The following is a 13957-nucleotide window of genomic DNA, read 5'->3' as shown; positions in this document are numbered from 1 at the left end:
CGCCGCTGTCGAGTCCTGGGGGAAGATGAGGGCATGCCGCAACCGTCCGCACCGCGCAAAGCCCTCGGCCGACCTCCACGCATCTCCCGCGAGGAGGTCGTCGAGACGGCTCGCCGGATCGTGGATACGGAAGGCGTGGACCGGCTGACCATGCGGCGGCTGGCCACAGAGATCGGCAGTACGCCGATGGCGCTCTACCACCACGTCCGCAACAAGGACGAACTGCTCGTCCTGCTGCTGGACGACTACGCCGCGCGGACGCTGCACCGACCCGAACTGCCCGCCCAGCCTCGCGAGCGGATCATCGTCACCGCCGCCGCGATCCACAAGGCGCTCGCCGCCTGCCCCTGGATCGTGGAGGTGCTGACCGCCGACGACCTGATGTCCACATCCGCCCTGTGGTTCGTCGAGCAGATCGTCGATGGCCTGGTCGAATGCGGCCTGCCTCCCGAGCGGGCCGTACACGGGTACCGCGCGATCTGGTACTACACCGCCGGAGAGATCGTGATCCGGACGACAGCGGCCCGGCGGCGCACCGACGATGACCGTGATACCTACCGGGAGCGAGTCTTCGCCGATCTCGACGCGAGCGAGCTACCCCGCTTGGCACAGGTCGCGGACCGTTGGGCGCCGCTGACCGCCGAGGACACCTACCTGGATGGGCTCCGAGCCCTGGTGGATGGTCTCTTCGCCGCCGGCTGACGGGTCGCCGCCGACGATGCGCGCCTGGCCGCTGACTGGACACTCCCAACCGATCACGGGCACGACCCCGCCCGCTGGCCCCAAACGTGGGCGGGAATGACGGAATAGTGCACGGTCGGAATAACCCCCTCCCGCCAGTAGTTCTGAACCTGCGCTCCGGGTGCTGTCCCGACCTCGAACCCGCCGCCGACAGCATCCCAGGCCGTCACCTGATCCGCTCGCGCCACTTCAAGAACGTCACGGACCTCGACGGTCACCACCTGTCGGCTGGCGAGGTCCGCGCTGTGCCCTGGGTGGCCATCACACCGGTCGTCCAGGCCATCCGAGTGCTGGAGAAGATGGTCCCCGAAGGCGAGCTTCTCTTCAGCTCTGGCCAGCGCAGCGGGGTACTGAAGTCCGGCGGTCTGAATATCCGGATCAAGGACTTCGTGAGCTGGGTCAACCGTGAGGCCGCCACCCACAACCTGGTCGGCCAACTCGTCCCCGACGACCCGCACGGACCCCTCCAGGTCAGCCGCTTCCGAAGGACCCTGGCCTGGCACATCGCCCGCCGCCCCGGCGGCCTGGTCGCGCTCGCCATCCAGTACGGCCACATGCGCACCGTCCTGGACGCCCGCACCTCCAGCCGCTACGGCACTCGCAGCCGCGGCGGCATCCACACCGTCCTCGACGTCGAAACCGCTCTGGCCGCCGCAGACACCGCCGCCCGCCTGCGAGACCGGCTCGCCGCCGGCGAACGCCTCTCAGGACCGGCCGCCCGCCGAGCCCTCACGGCCGCCGCCCAAGCCCCCCGTTTCGAGGGCCGCATCGTCCCGCGCACCTTCGTACACAAGGCCCGCGCCTACCTCGCCCGCGACGGCATCGTGCTCTACGACAACCCCGAGGCCCTGCTGATCTGCGCCTTCAAGCACGACGTGGCCATGTGCGAACCCGCCCCCGATGCCACCGCACCCCGCCAGTACGACTGCCGCCCCGGCTGCGCGAACACCGTCCGCACTGACGGCCACGCCCTCCTGCTCCGCAAACGCGCCGCCGAACTCGACCAGCTCGCCGACCGCCTGCCCCCACCCCTCGCCCGGCGCCTGCGGACCAACGCCGCCCGCCTGCGCGCCACCGCTGACACCCACGACTCCACCGCCCAGAGCGCCGAGGCCCTGCGATGAACCCGACCCACGACGACGAGCGCACCCGCATCCGAAAGGCCACGGACCGCCTCCTGACCGGCCAGGCCACACTCTCCAACGGCAGCCTCACCGCCACCGCCCTGGCCGTCGAAGCCGGCGTGCACCGCATGGCCCTCATGAAACGCCACGCCGACCTCAAGAACGAGTTCTACGAGCGCGTCCGCACCGAAACCCGCCAGGTCCCCGAACCCGAGAAGCGACTCCGGGAAACCGTCACTCGGCTGAAGAAGACCATCGCCGACCAGAACGCCGAGATCCAGGACCTCCGCCAGCAGATCACCCGGCTCACCCTTGCCGCAGCCGTGCTCACACACGACCACGACCAACCGGGACCTGCCCTGAAGGACATCGGCAACATCCTCCACCTGCGCCCGCCGACCTGAAACCCAAGCTGCCTGGCTGCGCATGTGGAAACCAGGAACGGGTTTCGCAGTGATCTGAGAACACGCCTTGGTCTCCTCGTGCCACGTGGCCCTGGGCTCAGGATGAACGTCAGTCGAGACGAGCGTCGAGCTCAGGTCGATGCGGTGCGTGCGCGAATGCGGTGCGCGGTCCGCAGCCCCTGTTTGGCGGCGGTTGCCACGAGGCCGCCGAGGGTGGTCTTGGCGAGGTCGTGGGCGGCGAGGTGTTCCAGTGCCGGCAGGGCCCGGTCGTCGGCGGTTGAGCCGAGAGCGCGGCAGGCCAGTGCTCGGAGGTCCGGGTCGGGATCGGCGGTGAGGGTGATCAGGTCGTCCACCACCGACGGGCCGAAAGCGGCGATCGCCGAGGCGAGATGACTGGCCTTCGGGTTCCGGCGTTCCATCATGGCCTGCCAGAGCGCAGCACGTGCCCGGTCGCCGCCGATCTGGCCGAGCGCCATGGCGGCCCTGCTGCGGACCCAACTGGTCCCGTCGTTCAGCAGGGCTGTCAGGGCGGGCACGGCGGCGCGTTCCCCAAAGAGGCCGAGCGCCTCGCAGGCACCCTCGCGGACCATCGGATCTGGATGCTCCAGCAGGGCGGTGATCAGCGGAACGGCCCGGCGGAAGCCGAGTTCGGCACAGGCGAGCGCAGACCACCGCACCCCGCGGTGCCCGGTGTCGGCGAGCGCGCGCAGTAGGCCCGGTTCGAGGCTCGCGTGGCCGAACAGGGCGATCCGGTTGAGTGCCTTGGTCCAGACGGTGACGTCCTGCGTCCGGTGGTCGGAGGCGATCTCGGAGAGGGCTGCCAGGGCCTGCGGATGGGCGAGCTCGGCCCACTCCAGCAGGGCGTCGATCGCCCGCAGCTGGATCGTGTGGTTCCCGCTCAATTCGGCCGCGTGGACGGTGACGAGGGATGCCGGCCCGTCCGGCAGGTGGCCCAGGGCGTCCCCGAGCGGGCCGGCGAGCGCTGGTTCGAGCTCGCCCAGTTGCAGGGCCAGTGGGCCGATTCGGGTGCCGACGTCCGCGTCGTAGTGGCCGTCGCCCCGCAGGTTCGCGGCCAGCTTGGCGACCGTACGAAACAGTAGATCTGCCCGGTCCGATGGGGAACCAGAGAGGGCGCCGAGTCGGCCGGATATCGCCGCGGTGACGGCGGTCGGCTGTCGGCCGGTGGCCTCCAGTACTGCCTCCGCCCAGGCGAGTGGCTCGTCCTGTCGCTCGTAGAGCTGGCGCCCCCACAGGCGGAGGACGGCGTCACGGTGGTCGGTCATTCCAGGATCGTTCCAGCAGGGAACACCGACAGCCAACGGCTTTTCCCGTGTATCCCTGCACACAGCAACTTGACAGGGAACGCCACGAACACCGAGGAGCACGTGCGGGCCGGCCTCCTCGGAGTTGCCCGCTCGTACGGCGTGCCCACCGTCGCTCTCCTGGTCGCCACCCCGCTCTCCGTGTGCGTGGAGCGCCAAGCCGACCGCGTCCCCGCGCGCGCCGTGCCCGAGGACGTCGTACGCCGCCAGCACGCCGACATGGTCGCCGCCTTCCCCGGCCTGCGCGCCGAGGGCTTCGACCACGTCGTCTTCGCCGACAACATCCACCGCCTGGAGCCGCTCCTCAAGCGCGCCAGCGACACCCGCCGCGCGGACCTCGGCCGGGACGGCAACGACGGCCTGGGCGAACTGCTCCTGGTCCGCCGCTTTTTCGGCGCGGACGTGCTCCCGCTGTGGCGGTGGCGGGAAGGCTCCCAGCTCGCCGACGGCGACCGCGTCGGCGAGATCCGCCTCGGACCGGACCGCCTGGTCCTCGCCCTGCGCACCGACGTCGACGGCAAAGGCGACCTTGGCTTCGCCCTGCTCGTGGGCTGCCCGTACGACGACGAATGCGACGCCCCGGCGTGGCAGGCCGTCCACAACGTGACCGACCTTCTGATCGCGCACACCAGCACCGCCGGACCGCACCGGGACACCGTCTGCGTCTTCCACGGCGGCCCCGACGACATCGGCCAGGAGGCTGACGAACACGACGTCGACACCGAGGGCCGCGCCGACCTCGAGGTGCAGGCCTTGGAGGCGATCAGCGGATGAGGACCAAGACCCCCACCGGCGGCTGGGACCAGGTCGTCTTCCGGTGCGGCCGGTGCGGCACCGAGCGCACCGCCAGCACCGAGGCCGACTACCTCAAGGCCGTCGGTGCTCACGAGGACGCCCACGCCATGTGGGACCGGCTGGGCCCCATCGAGCGTGACGGGATGACCTCGATCCTGCGCACCATCTTGTCCGCGCCGGAACTCGGCGTGGAGCTCTTGGCGCTGGCCGACCGGCAGTTGGCGGGAGGAGAGGGCCGGTGAGCCGCGCCGCCGACGGGCCGCACCCGCATCCCCTCACCCCGGGCGAACTCCCGGCCGCTGATGTGTGGGAGTACGGCTGTGACGAGTGTCAGTTGCCGGTGCAGGGCGGGGCGGCCGGCTTGGCCGCGCACCGCCGCACCGTCCACGACCCCCGCCGCGACGACGGGGACCACCGCACCCCCATCACGGTCAACCTCGACCTGCCCCTGTGACCTCGGCGGCCCGCACCGGGCCGCCCCCGCACACCTTCTGGAGGACCTCGTGACACGCACCCCGAAGACACCTGTCTGGTACATGGCCACCCCGGCCGACGGCATCATCGAGCGCAGCCGCCGGTTATCCCCGGTCAGCCTCGCCGACGCCGTCGGCCAGGTCATCGAGCACCCGACGCCGTGCCGCACCAAGTGGTTCGACGAGAGCCCCTTCTCGTGCTTCCGCATGGTTAAGCGCGTCGGCGAGGTTCTGGAGGACACCGGGATCCGGCCCGTCTGGCCGGTCCGGCTGTGGATCGTGGAGCCGCTCGGCGAGACCGGCAACTGGGGCCGGCGCTACTACCCCTACCGGCTGCTCTCCCACCGGATCCGTGTGGTGGAGGAGACCGACTCCTGGCAGGCCCTGGGAGCATGCGGCCGGGACGTCCTGGACGCCATCGACCACCAGGTGCCGCTGCTCGCCCCGCGCTGGGCCGCCGACTGGGACGCGGACCCTGAGAAGATGGGCAAGCGGCGCGAGACCTGGCGGCTGTCCGGCAGCCCGGACACCACAAGCGGCCTGAAGGCCGAGTCTCTGGCCGACGACGCCGCCCGCGCCCGCCGCGCGTCCGCCGCCGGGTGGTGGATCCGGCGCCTCGCCGCCGACGCTACCGACCGCACCCTCGCCGGAACCGAAGCCAGCCCGGCCGCAGCCCACTACGCCCGCAGCCGCGCCGCCGGCCTCGCCGTCGCCGTCCAGCACCAGAACCGCTTCGACGCCTACGTCCTCGGCGCCCCTGCGCGGCGTCGCCCTCGACTCCCCCGCTGCGGCCATGGCCGCCTGAACTGCACCAAAAGTCGTCGCAGCCTTTGGAATGGACCCGCAAGCCACCTTGATTTACCTCGCCGACCGCGTCGACGAGGGTCGCCTCCCGGCTGCGGAGCCGAGCCGGGAGTGATGGGAGCCGGCAGCAGAGACTCACGCAGAATTGCGGCCATGACGGTCTTCTCCTGCGTTACCTGTCAGCAGCGAATCAGCCCCGACCTTCGGGAAGTGCCAATGCCGCCGCCAGTCACAGAGGAGTCCCCAGGCCACAGGTTTCTGCCACCCCTCATGCCGCGCGGGTCGTACGCGACTAGCCCTCACACCAGCGTGTTCATCCTCAATCCCGACAACGTCTCGGGAGCGGTCAAACACCCTGACCGCGGACGCCTCAACGGATGCTGCGGTCTCGATGGTTTGGATGGCCCCAACCTTGTCTGTTCTGCGTGTGGAGCCGAGGTCGCCACCCAGCAGTCGGACTGCTGGTCTCAACAGCTGATCGCGTTGATTCCCGACGCCGTGACCGTAACGGTGGCGCCCGCCGGTTGAACCCGTGAAGTTTCGGCAGCACCTCGCACAGGTTCGCCGGAACATGTGCGCTTTGGAGAAGGACTCGTTGGAGGCGATCGCCACGCTGTTCTTCTCCTCACGCTCCGGCAGAACCTGGAACCGCAGTTCGGCTCCGCGCCGGTCCAGCTCCACATAGCCGATCTCGTCAATACAGAGAAGATCGACCCGTCCGTAGCGGGCGATGGTCTTGGTCAGCAGCTTCTCGTCGGAGGCCTCCACGAGTTCGTTGACGAGTTTGGTGGCCAGTACGTACTTGACCCGGGAGCCGGATCCGTTTCAAGGCTTGACCTTGACGCAACGGCAGGGTTTCTACTGGCGGCATGCGAATCGGAGAGATCGCCGCGCTCGTGGGACTCACCACCCGGGCGATCCGGCACTACCACCATGTCGGTCTGCTTCCGGAACCGGAACGGCGCCCCAACGGCTACCGGGCCTACAGCGTCCGCGATGCCGTCCTGCTCGCCCGAGTGCGCCAGCTCACCGAACTCGGCCTCAGCCTCGATGAAGTGCGTGACGTCATCGCCGATGATGCCGGGCGCGAACTGGCCGGGGTGCTGGAGGAACTCGACGCCGACCTGGCCCGCCAGGAGGCCGCCATCCGGGAGCGCCGTTGCCGGCTCAGCGCCCTGCTCGCCGAGCCGCCCGGCGCGACCGGGCCCGTCTCACCCGCCCTCGCCGCACTGTTGGCACAGGCCCCCAAGACAGACTCGCCGAGCGCGGCCAAGGACCGCGAGTGCCTCACGTTGATGGACGCCACCAGCTCCGGTAGCCAAGAGATTTTCGCGCTGCTCGAAACCCTGATCGCCGATCCCGCGGTCGTCGAACTGTATGAGTGCCTGGACGCGCTCGCCGAGGCCCCCGCCGACGATCCGCGGATCGCCCCCCTGGCAACTGACCTGATGGCAGCCGTCCCTAATGAGTTGTTCGCCGCAATTCCTGAGGACGGGGCGGTCGTGACCGGGTTCAAGGAGGCATTGCTCGCCGAGTACGCCCCCGCGCAGGCGGAAGTCGTGGGCCGGCTCATGGACGCGTTCATGGAGAGGGGCCGGGGATGAGCGGCCGGCCAAGGGGCGTACGGGCGGCGCGGGTCGCGGTAGCCGCCGTGCTGCCGGGGGAACTGGCACTGGTGGCCTGCCTGGTGGCCGGGGTCAGGCCGCCCGGGTGGGTGCTAGCGGGCGCCGAGGCGCTGGTGCTCGCGGTGCTGCTGCTGGAGGCCTGGGTGCTGCGCTCGCTGTACATCGCCGCGCGCGCCCGCGGCGCGGACCGCCGGGCGGCGCGGCGCGCTGCCGTACAGGATGCGGTGCCGGTGACGGTCCGCCGCCTGGTCCTCCACGAGCTGCGCGCCCTCGCCTCCCTGGGGCGGTGGGTGCGGCGCGGCACGCACGGGGTGCGCCCCGGGGACCTTGCTGCCGCGTACACCGGGCCCCAAACCGCGATGATGTACGGGCTGCTCTTCGTGATGGTCATCGAGACGGTGGGCCTGGCCTTCCTCATCCCTTGGCCGGTGGTCCACCGGGTGATCCTGGTACTCGACCTGTATGGCGTCGTCCTCGTGCTGGCCCTGCACGCCGCCTGCGTCACCCGGCCGCACGTCGTGCGCCCCGACGGCTCTCTGCGGATCCGCTACGGAGCCCTCTTCGACCTCGCCGTACCGCCGGACGCGGTGGCCTCGGTCCGGGTCGACCGGCGCTATCCCCGAAGGCAGCCTGATCACCCTCTCCGCGGACGGGGTCCTCGACCTGATCGTGGGCAGCCAGACCTCGGTGACCCTGGAGCTGAACCGGCCGCTCCCCTTCACCCGCCCGCTTGGGGCAACGGAAGAGGCCCACACCATCCGCTTCCACGCCGACGACCCGCGCGCACTGGTCAGCGCACTCCGTCAGCCCGCATGAGGGCGCACGTCGGTCGACCTCGGTGAAGCCTCCCTCGGCGGCGTCCTCGGGTGGTGGTCACTGTTCAACCTCCCCCGTGATCCTTCCCCAGGTCCTCGCCCATTTCGCGCACGTCCTGAAGCCGGGCGGGCACCTCATCGCCAGCACACACGTCGGCGACGAGGACGCGGTGCGCTCGCCGCGGACGAGTGGAGTGGGCCGGGTGTGGTCGTCATGGCCAGGCGTCCCGGTTGACGATCAGCGTCGGAAGCGGCACAGGGGCTCCTGCCGGGCTCCACCTGACGCCTACCGCGAATTTCCTACGGATTCTCCCTACCGACGCCGGTTCCGCGCCCACGGCGTCGTCGGCGTCCGCGGTTGCGGCGACGGGTCGTGCGCCGCCGTCCTGCACGCAGCCAGGCCGCGGCCTCCGGGGCCTTCTCGGACAGTTCCGCGAGAGCCGGGTGCAGGGCGGGCGGGACATGCGGTTCGGAGGCCGCGCCGCGGTGGCCGTCTGCGCCGGGCCTGTCGCCATAGCGCGCCAGTAGGCCGAGCTGGGCCAGCGCGGCGAGGCCGGTGGCCGCGGTCGCGGCCCACTGCGCGGGTCCCTGCGGCAGGCGGTCGAGCAGCGCCAGGAACACGAATGTGAGCTCCCCGATAAGAAGCAGCATCCCGGTGGCCGCTAGACAACTCGAGGCGGTGCGCGCCCGGCGGGCGCGGGACGCGCCAGGACCCCCGTGGAACTCGGCATGGGCTGCGCGAAAGGCCGGGTCGTGGAAGGCGATGATGCCGAGCGTCGTGGCGGCGGTACGCCGGCGCAGCGCAGCGAGCAGGGCGTCTGGCAGGGGGTGCCCGGCGGTGCGCGCCACGTCCGCGCCGGTCTCGGTCAGTGCCAGATTGCCGCGATGGTTGATGGTGACCAGGCCGTCCAGCAGGAGCTGGGCGGCGGCCGCCTGGACGTCGTCCTCGGTGAACCAACGCCCGGCGGCTGCGCGGTAGGGGTCGACGGGCGCGGCACGGAGCCGCGCGCGCAGGCGGTCGCGCACGACTGGCACCCCGTACAGCAGGACAGTGACGGGGACGACGGCACAGGCGAGCACGACGGGGTCCACGCGCCGAGCCTAGGCCGTTGCGGAGATCTCGCCGACCGTCGGCCGTACCGTGGAGTGCGGCTACGGGCTCCCGAAGAACGAGCCCAAGGCATCAAGCATCGGGCGGCCAGCCTTCTTGAACAGGATGAACAGCACGACGATCGCGGAACCGGCCGCGAGCAGTGTCTGTGCCAGTTCCGGGAGTTCCAAGAGTGAGGCCAGCACCGCGCCGACGATTCCAGCCGCGAAAACCCCTGCGATTTTGAGCGGTTCGTAGTCAGGTGCGGGGTCGATGCCAGCAAGGGCGTGATCGTCGTGATCGAGGAGTTCGCCGACCTTGCCCTCCGCGTACCTCTCGGCCACGGTGACCAAGATCCGCGTCATCTCTTTCAGCGCAGGACCGGGTTCGATGTCCTGTTGGGCTTCAGCGAGCCGGGCGCAGCCCGATGTGTGGCACCTGCTGCTCAGCGACGTCCAGGAGCTCGCCCTGCCCATCCCTGCAGGTGGGCAGCTCGGACCCTGGAAGCCGACCCAGGACCTGCTCACGCAGGTCCTCCAGCAGTTGCCCGACCTGCGGCCGTGACCCGCACGCGAGGCAAGAAGCCGCTGTGGGAACCGGGCCTGATCCCGGTTCCCGGCGGCTTGCTGGACTGGCGCGACAACCAGCACTTCGACCGCTGGCAGGACCGCCCCTGCGCGCTGTGCGAGCAGCCCACGCCGATGCGTTCCCACTACGGGGAGCCCGCTCACAAAGCGTGCGCTGAGGACTGGATCTCCGAGCACCCCACCGAGGCCCGCCTCGGCAGGTTCGCCTCCGACATCCAGCCCAAACGCCGGCGCGACGACGACCACGCATGAACCCCTCCACCCGGAGGCCCCGTCATGAGCAGCACCCCGCAGCACGACGTCAACCACGACCTTGCCTATCCCGAGCCGCCCGCCTCTCCGCTCTGGCACCGAGACGGCTCGAGACCCCGGCCGCTCACCCCCGAGCAGCAGCAGGCCAACACGGAGCAACTGCTCCGGGCCCTGCGCACCACCCGCGCCCGCTCCCCTCGCCCCACCGAGACCCTGGCGGAGGCAAGCTGATGAACCCTCAGACGCATCTCGCGGTCGACGGCTACGTCGACGCCATCCCCGCCCCCGGTACCAGTAGGGGCACCGTCGTGTTCGATCTGATCGTCTCCCCCGGCGACGACGCCGAACCCGACACCCCGGACACGGTGTTCGCCTGCACCACCGCAGACCCCGCCCTGAGGGCCGCGCTCCTGACTGAAATACAGCCGGGCGACCCCCTGCGCGTCTCGGGCACCGTCACTCAGACCGACGACCAGGACGCGCCCGCGCAGCTCACCGTCAACGCCCTGGAGGTCCTGGACGCCGCGCCGGGCCCGCTCCTTCACATGGTGCTGGAGCGGTACGGCATCTACGTCGTCGTGTTCGACGCCGACCGCGAACAGGTCCCGGTCTTCACCGCCTTTGGGAAGTGGGTCGGCGAGGCAGCCAGTCCCGAGGTAATCGGCGCCCTGATCGACGCGTTCGAGAACGGCGGCGCCCGATGACGACCGCCGTCCCCGCACCACAGCGCACCGTCCTGGAGCGGTTTCCCGCTGGAAGCCCCCGCGGTTCGTGGCCGGCGGAGGAGTACGCCGCAGCCCAGCGCGACCACGGCACTGACGCCCAGGTCGTCATGGACCTGAGCAGTGACCAGTTCCTCGTGGTCGCCCCCACCACCCGGTAGCACCGCCGGAACGCCGCTCCCAACCCTCGCGGCCGGGAGCGGCGCTCCGCTCTGCCTGTCCTGCACATCCCCAGCCACCCGGAGGCACCTTCGTGCGCCCGTCCCACCCGATCCGCCTGATCTCGTTCGGCTACCTGCACCTGCCCACCGGCCCGGACGGCTTTCCCATCCCGCCCGCCGCCGACCGGATCGAGGACGTCGGCGACCGGCTCCGCGCCCCGGCCGCCGCCTGCGACATCCTCGACCTCGACGGCCCCCACCCTCGCGTCCAGGACGTCGTCCTGAACACCCCCGGCGTCCGCGAACTCCTGGCCAACCTCGCCGACTACGCCGACCTCCCCGCCGGCCCCCACCGCATCGCCATCGGATGCGCAGGCGGGGAGGCACAGGGCATCCGGCCTCACCGAACTCCTTTCCAAGCACTCCGCGACCGAGGCCGCGCGGTCGAAGTCAAGCACCTCCACATCCACCTGCCGCGCGTACTCAAAACGCCCGCCGCCACCCGCACCGCCAACCCCGAGCAGGAGCCCACCCGATGATCCGTCGCATGTTCCGCAGCTGCGGTACCGCGCCCGACACCACCCTCACCACCGAGGATCAGGCCGTCGTCGACGCGTTCCGAGCAATGCTCGCCGCCGTGCGCACCCCAGAGCCCTGGACGCCCGGCACCGGGCAGGACCTCGCGGTCCGGGTCGGCCCGTTCGTTGAGCGCGCGCACCCGCGCCTGGGTGACGACCACGGCCCCGACCTGATCGCCGCCGCGCTGGTTCACCCCGACACCCCGAACGCCGAGGCGTACGCCCACCGCTACACCAGCAAGAGCTGGCTGCGCTGCGAGACGGCCGCGATCCTCGGTGTCTGGCAGCCGGCCTAGGCGATGCTCACCCACGCCGCTGCGGGCCTCGACCTCCCCGACGACGTCGGCATGCCCCCGGCGCACTACGGCGTCCACGTCGAAGCCCGGAAGCCAGACGGCACCGGCTACACCCTGCTCCGCCTCGGCCCCTACACCCAGACCTGGCTCGCCTCCCGCGACGCCGATCGCCTCAACACCGAGCTGGAGGGCAGGGCAGCCACCGTCGTCCCCAGGTTCACGGTCACCGCGAAGGGCGCACCGTTCGACGTCAGCGACCACGAGAGCTACAGCGATCCGTACGAGGCCGACGTCGCCCTGCTCCTCGCCGCCGCCGTCGCGGGGGTGAGCGCGTGACCGCCACGGCCCTGTACGAGATCGAGACCACCGAGGCCGCCGACGGCACGACGCACCCCGCCGAACAGATCTGGACCCCCGGCGAGGACGCAAAGACGTACGGTTTCCTCGCCCACGGCGGCGTGCACAGCACCGGCATCGGAGGGCCGACCGACGACGAGGGCATCTTCCCGGCCGCCTTCGTGGCCCTCGGCCACCAGAGGTGGCCCGACATCACCGAGGCCGCGCCGCGCACATGGCCCAGATCCACAGCTGGCGGAACCTGCACCTCTACCCCGGCGACGACCCCTCCGTACTCATCCCCCTCATCCCGCGCGCCGTCCACACCCACGGCGTCTTCTTACGGCACCCGCACCCCGACCACGGCTGCGGCTGCGGCTGCGAGTGGGACGACACCTGGCGCATGGTCTGGGCACCCGCCACCGAACCCGCGGCCGTGCCGATCACCGCCCTGCGGCACCCCGCCGCACTGGCGACCGCCGCCGGCATCCCCAACCTTGACGAAGGCGGACCCGCGACCTGGGCCGCCTGACAGCCGAAGGCCCGGCTCCCCCGCGATCATCTACGGGAGAGCCGGGCCTTCTTGCGTTTCGGGACCCGTCGGCCCGCCTTCACAGTTAAAAGTCAACGCGGCGCTCGGCCGTGGACTGATAACGCCGTTATCGGTAGCTGACGTGTGGTCTCCTCCGAGCCTGACCGGGTGCAGGGCTGTACGCGGTCTGTCTGTAGAGAGGACTGATGACGGCGTTATCGGTTGGTGGAGGTTCGCTGATAACGGCGTTATCAGCGAGGGGCAGTGGTTGGGGTCGGCTGACGCGGAGACTTTTCCTGACGCGTCTCACTGCTCCTTGACCGGTACCGCTGCTGCTGAGCCCGCGCCAGCAAGGGGCAGTCGGCTGTCCGATCCGGTGTCCGGTACCGGGCTCCGTCCCGGCGCCGCGCCTCGAACGCTGGCCAGGCGCGCGGTCGCGAACTTCGCCCACTCGGAGGTCGCGGGGACTCCGGCATTGGCTTATTGGATCAAGTCGGTATGCGTATAGCACGTCGGGCAGATGTAGAGCTGCAGATGATTCGCATCGGAGACCTGGATCCCGGGCGGGTTCGACACGTTGTCGCCGTCGAGCACTGCGATGGCCTGGTCCTCGTACGGGACCCAACCCCTTCTGTAGTCGCGACATTCCTCCGAGGCGATGGTCAGCAGCGGGCTCATCGCGCCGCCGCAGTTGATGCAGAACCGGGCGATGGGATCGGTGAGTCCCCACGGTGCCCATCCACCGACCTTCCAGCCGGGGGCCTCGGACAACTCGTTCATGTAGAACTCCTGCGGGGCGATCTCGTAGGAATCGTCGATCGTGACGCCGGCTGCCTGCCACACGCTCCAGTCGCTCAGCTGCTGCTGCAGTTCCTTGTCCAACTCCAGGAAGTTCGGGTACTCGGTAACTTGCTCAGGTGCGAGCACGCACGGCTGCGGCGTGTAGCCGTACTGCGTCTCGGACGGTTTGGGCGGCGAGGCGAGGACGTGGGTGACGTCCGCGGCGGTTCGCCAGAACAGTTCGGTCGGAGGCTTGTGCTCCGGTGGGTGCTCCGAGGGACACCACAGCACCTGGAGCAGGTCCGTCCGTCCGGGCGGCCGTAGCTGGGGCACGTCACGCACGTACAGCTGGGCCACTGGAAGGAGGGGGGAGACCGGGCCCTCGTGCCACTTGTCGCAGTACAGCCACGGCTGATTGGCAGGCCACAGCAGGGGTCCACCGATCGAACTTTCGTACGGCGACGGAGAACCGGGGCGGGGATGCAGCCGGGTTGCCTTGCGTGCCAGCGGGGCCAGTTGA

General features: G+C 70.5%; 21 protein-coding genes and 2 pseudogenes. 18 read left to right on the top strand and 5 right to left on the bottom strand.

Annotated features, from left to right (window positions below):
• Positions 1-33 precede the first annotated feature (33 nt).
• From ACV7NM_RS33745 to ACV7NM_RS33735, 3 genes are all read left to right on the top strand, one after another.
• Positions 34-702 (top strand): TetR/AcrR family transcriptional regulator, encoded by a 669-nt coding sequence (locus tag ACV7NM_RS33745; RefSeq protein ID WP_463414216.1) that lies wholly within the window; start codon positions 34-36, stop codon positions 700-702.
• Between the two features lie 293 nt (positions 703-995).
• Entirely contained in the window at positions 996-1865 is an 870-nt protein-coding gene (locus ACV7NM_RS33740) for a hypothetical protein (RefSeq protein WP_463414215.1), read from the top strand.
• Complete coding sequence (locus ACV7NM_RS33735) at positions 1862-2269, top strand: hypothetical protein (RefSeq protein ID WP_463414214.1); 408 nt, start codon at positions 1862-1864, stop codon at positions 2267-2269. The genes ACV7NM_RS33740 and ACV7NM_RS33735 overlap by 4 nt, the downstream gene beginning before the upstream one ends.
• Positions 2270-2400: 131 nt before the next feature.
• Here the strand turns inward: ACV7NM_RS33735 and ACV7NM_RS33730 are convergent, their stop codons facing one another.
• A complete protein-coding gene (locus ACV7NM_RS33730; RefSeq protein ID WP_463414213.1) occupies positions 2401-3552 on the bottom strand; it encodes a HEAT repeat domain-containing protein in 1152 nt (383 codons plus the stop codon).
• Between the two features lie 69 nt (positions 3553-3621).
• On the opposite strand from ACV7NM_RS33730, the gene ACV7NM_RS33725 reads away from it, so the two are divergent.
• Genes ACV7NM_RS33725 through ACV7NM_RS33710 form a run of 4 tightly spaced genes read left to right on the top strand, consistent with a single transcriptional unit; the run spans position 3622 to position 6191 of the window.
• Complete coding sequence (locus ACV7NM_RS33725; protein ID WP_463414212.1) at positions 3622-4365, top strand: AAA family ATPase; 744 nt, start codon at positions 3622-3624, stop codon at positions 4363-4365.
• A complete protein-coding gene (locus ACV7NM_RS33720) occupies positions 4362-4628 on the top strand; it encodes a hypothetical protein (RefSeq protein ID WP_463414211.1) in 267 nt (88 codons plus the stop codon). The genes ACV7NM_RS33725 and ACV7NM_RS33720 overlap by 4 nt, the downstream gene beginning before the upstream one ends.
• Positions 4625-4840: a hypothetical protein gene (locus tag ACV7NM_RS33715; RefSeq protein WP_463414210.1), complete on the top strand. Its 216-nt coding sequence runs from the start codon at positions 4625-4627 to the stop codon at positions 4838-4840. Before ACV7NM_RS33720 ends, ACV7NM_RS33715 begins: the two co-directional genes overlap by 4 nt.
• Before the next feature lie 49 nt (positions 4841-4889).
• Positions 4890-6191, top strand: coding sequence for a hypothetical protein (locus ACV7NM_RS33710; protein WP_463414209.1), 1302 nt, complete (start codon positions 4890-4892; stop codon positions 6189-6191).
• Positions 6192-6245: 54 nt separating this feature from the next.
• Here ACV7NM_RS33710 and ACV7NM_RS33705 read toward each other — a convergent pair.
• A pseudogene (locus tag ACV7NM_RS33705) lies at positions 6246-6479 on the bottom strand (ATP-binding protein); the annotation flags it as partial.
• A 53-nt stretch (positions 6480-6532) separates the two neighbouring features.
• Here ACV7NM_RS33705 and ACV7NM_RS33700 point away from each other — a divergent pair.
• Together ACV7NM_RS33700 and ACV7NM_RS33695 are read left to right on the top strand one after the other, a co-directional pair.
• Entirely contained in the window at positions 6533-7267 is a 735-nt protein-coding gene (locus tag ACV7NM_RS33700) for a MerR family transcriptional regulator (protein WP_463414207.1), read from the top strand.
• Positions 7264-8104 (top strand): annotated as a pseudogene (locus tag ACV7NM_RS33695) (hypothetical protein). Before ACV7NM_RS33700 ends, ACV7NM_RS33695 begins: the two are co-directional and overlap by 4 nt.
• 299 nt (positions 8105-8403) lie before the next feature.
• On the opposite strand, the gene ACV7NM_RS33690 reads toward ACV7NM_RS33695, so the two are convergent.
• Together ACV7NM_RS33690 and ACV7NM_RS33685 are read right to left on the bottom strand one after the other, a co-directional pair.
• Positions 8404-9195 carry a hypothetical protein gene (locus tag ACV7NM_RS33690; protein ID WP_463414206.1) on the bottom strand — a complete coding sequence of 264 codons (792 nt, stop codon included), beginning with the start codon at positions 9193-9195 and terminating at the stop codon, positions 8404-8406.
• Positions 9196-9255: 60 nt separating this feature from the next.
• Positions 9256-9558, bottom strand: a complete 303-nt coding sequence (locus tag ACV7NM_RS33685; RefSeq protein ID WP_463414205.1) for a hypothetical protein — start codon at positions 9556-9558, stop codon at positions 9256-9258.
• Positions 9559-9583: 25 nt separating this feature from the next.
• On the opposite strand from ACV7NM_RS33685, the gene ACV7NM_RS33680 reads away from it, so the two are divergent.
• The 9 genes from ACV7NM_RS33680 to ACV7NM_RS33640 all read left to right on the top strand — a co-directional run bounded on the left by ACV7NM_RS33680 (position 9584) and on the right by ACV7NM_RS33640 (position 12657).
• Positions 9584-9757 carry a hypothetical protein gene (locus tag ACV7NM_RS33680; RefSeq protein WP_463414489.1) on the top strand — a complete coding sequence of 58 codons (174 nt, stop codon included), beginning with the start codon at positions 9584-9586 and terminating at the stop codon, positions 9755-9757.
• A complete protein-coding gene (locus ACV7NM_RS33675) occupies positions 9754-10032 on the top strand; it encodes a hypothetical protein (protein WP_463414204.1) in 279 nt (92 codons plus the stop codon). Before ACV7NM_RS33680 ends, ACV7NM_RS33675 begins: the two co-directional genes overlap by 4 nt.
• A gap of 24 nt (positions 10033-10056) precedes the next feature.
• Positions 10057-10263 carry a hypothetical protein gene (locus ACV7NM_RS33670; protein WP_463414203.1) on the top strand — a complete coding sequence of 69 codons (207 nt, stop codon included), beginning with the start codon at positions 10057-10059 and terminating at the stop codon, positions 10261-10263.
• Entirely contained in the window at positions 10263-10736 is a 474-nt protein-coding gene (locus tag ACV7NM_RS33665; RefSeq protein WP_463414202.1) for a hypothetical protein, read from the top strand. Before ACV7NM_RS33670 ends, ACV7NM_RS33665 begins: the two co-directional genes overlap by 1 nt.
• Positions 10733-10915 (top strand): hypothetical protein, encoded by a 183-nt coding sequence (locus ACV7NM_RS33660; RefSeq protein WP_463414201.1) that lies wholly within the window; start codon positions 10733-10735, stop codon positions 10913-10915. The genes ACV7NM_RS33665 and ACV7NM_RS33660 overlap by 4 nt, the downstream gene beginning before the upstream one ends.
• A 92-nt stretch (positions 10916-11007) precedes the next feature.
• Positions 11008-11454 carry a RapZ C-terminal domain-containing protein gene (locus tag ACV7NM_RS33655; RefSeq protein WP_463414200.1) on the top strand — a complete coding sequence of 149 codons (447 nt, stop codon included), beginning with the start codon at positions 11008-11010 and terminating at the stop codon, positions 11452-11454.
• Complete coding sequence (locus ACV7NM_RS33650) at positions 11451-11789, top strand: hypothetical protein (RefSeq protein WP_463414199.1); 339 nt, start codon at positions 11451-11453, stop codon at positions 11787-11789. Before ACV7NM_RS33655 ends, ACV7NM_RS33650 begins: the two co-directional genes overlap by 4 nt.
• Positions 11790-11792: 3 nt before the next feature.
• Positions 11793-12125 carry a hypothetical protein gene (locus ACV7NM_RS33645; protein WP_463414198.1) on the top strand — a complete coding sequence of 111 codons (333 nt, stop codon included), beginning with the start codon at positions 11793-11795 and terminating at the stop codon, positions 12123-12125.
• Positions 12126-12360: 235 nt separating this feature from the next.
• A complete protein-coding gene (locus tag ACV7NM_RS33640) occupies positions 12361-12657 on the top strand; it encodes a hypothetical protein (RefSeq protein WP_463414197.1) in 297 nt (98 codons plus the stop codon).
• 480 nt (positions 12658-13137) lie between these two features.
• Here the strand turns inward: ACV7NM_RS33640 and ACV7NM_RS33635 are convergent, their stop codons facing one another.
• The gene (locus tag ACV7NM_RS33635; protein WP_463414196.1) at positions 13138-13794 is read right to left on the bottom strand and encodes a hypothetical protein; all 657 of its coding nucleotides are present in this window, start codon (positions 13792-13794) and stop codon (positions 13138-13140) included.
• Positions 13795-13957: the final 163 nt, after the last annotated feature.

This window comes from Streptomyces sp. Tek67B01 (genome assembly GCF_055231995.1).
This window is presented reverse-complemented; position numbering and strand designations above follow the sequence as displayed.